We start from the raw sequence: 1,535 nt of genomic DNA, 5'->3' as shown, positions 1-1,535 counted from the left end.
CGGTTCTGGCAGGTCGCCATGACCGGGCGGCTGCTGACATGGCTGGGCCAGCATCCCGACCTGAAGGAGAAGACATGACCACCACCGCCGACACCATGGCCACCCCCACGCTGGCCGATGCCATCGCCGCAAATCCGACCGCCGCGCTGGAAGACATTGCCCGCGCCGCAGGCACCACCCCGCTGGCCGTGCTTGAGGCTTTGCCCAGGGGCGAGGTCACGCATCTGCCGGGCAGCCTGATGGCCGAGGCGCTGGATGACATTGCCCATTGGGGCGAGATCACCTTTATCGTCAACACCGGCGCCGTCATTCTTGAGGCCAAGGGGCCGATGCACGGCGGCACCGTCGCGCATGGCATGTATAACCTGAAAGGCAAGCCGATCAGCGGCCACCTGAGCGTGGATGCCTGCGCGCGCGTGGCCTTTGTCCGGCGCAAGCTGTTTTCGTCCGAGACGCGCTCGGTCCAGTTTTACGACCATGACGGCAATTGCCTGTTCAAGGTCTATCTGGGCCGCGATGCGCAGCGCCAGTTGATCCCCGAACAGATCGCCGCCTTTGATACGCTCGAAGCGCGGCTGCTGGCGGGGGCGTGATGGCGGCGCTTGCGGGGCGGCATCTGCTGCTGTTCGGGCCGGGCTATGTCGCGCGGGCGGTGGCGGGGCTGGCGCAATCGCAGGGCGCGCGGGTCAGCGCCGTGCTGCGCGACCCTTCCCGCGCCGATGCGATGCGTGCATCCGGCGTCGTGCCGGTGCTGGCGGGCACGGGTGATCGCCTTACCGGCGCGGTGCTGGAGGGTGTGACCGATCTGCTGATCTCGGCCCCGCCGCTGGCCGGGGGCTGTCCTGCCCTTGCGGCGCTTGGCGGGCAGGTGCCGCCGGGGGTGATCTGGGCGGGGTATTATTCCTCGACGGCGGTTTATGGCGATTGCGGCGGCGACTGGATCGACGAAAGCCGGGCGCCCGCCCCTGTCAGCGCCGATGCCCGCGCCCGTCTGATCGCCGAGGCGGAATGGCAGGACGTTGCGGCCCGTCAGGGTGTGGCGCTGGATATTCTGCGGATCGCGGGGATTTACGGGCCTGAGGGCCGCAATGTGCTGGCGCAGTTGCGCGGCGGTCAGGCGCGCGCGATCCTGAAGCCGGGGCAGGTGTTCAACCGCATCCACCGCGACGACATCGCCGCCGCCACGCTGGCCGCGCTTGCCAGCCCGGATGGGCTGCGGCTGACCAATCTTGCCGATGGCGCGCCCTCGGCGGCTTCGGATCTGCTGGCGGGGGTTGCGGCGATGCTGGGCCTGCCCGCCCCGCCCGAGGTGGCGTTCGGCGATGCCGGGCTGCCGCCCGCTGCGGCGGGGTTTTATGCGGAAAACCGCCGTATCCGCCCCGACCGGCTGCTGGCGCTGCCGGGCTTTGCGCTGCGTTATCCCGACTGGCGCGCGGGTTATGCAGGGATGATCGCGGCGGGGGAATGAGGGGCTATGGCCCGCCCCATACGCGCTAACTTAAGGGCTTGTGGGGTTTCTGGCGGCGTTTGCCTGG

At 69.4% G+C, this 1,535-nt stretch carries 2 protein-coding genes; both read left to right on the top strand.

The features are described 5' to 3' along the window. Positions 1-74: 74 nt before the first annotated feature. Positions 75-593 carry a heme utilization cystosolic carrier protein HutX gene (gene hutX, locus Q4G14_RS15035; RefSeq protein ID WP_303362578.1) on the top strand — a complete coding sequence of 173 codons (519 nt, stop codon included), beginning with the start codon at positions 75-77 and terminating at the stop codon, positions 591-593. Next, positions 593-1,468: an NAD-dependent epimerase/dehydratase family protein gene (locus Q4G14_RS15030; RefSeq protein WP_303362577.1), complete on the top strand. Its 876-nt coding sequence runs from the start codon at positions 593-595 to the stop codon at positions 1,466-1,468. Before hutX ends, Q4G14_RS15030 begins: the two co-directional genes overlap by 1 nt. Positions 1,469-1,535 lie beyond the last annotated feature (67 nt).

The organism is Paracoccus sp. (in: a-proteobacteria), from assembly GCF_030538755.1.
Lineage (GTDB): Bacteria > Pseudomonadota > Alphaproteobacteria > Rhodobacterales > Rhodobacteraceae > Paracoccus.
Note: the sequence above shows the minus strand (reverse complement) of the source record. Positions and strands in the feature narration are given on the sequence as shown.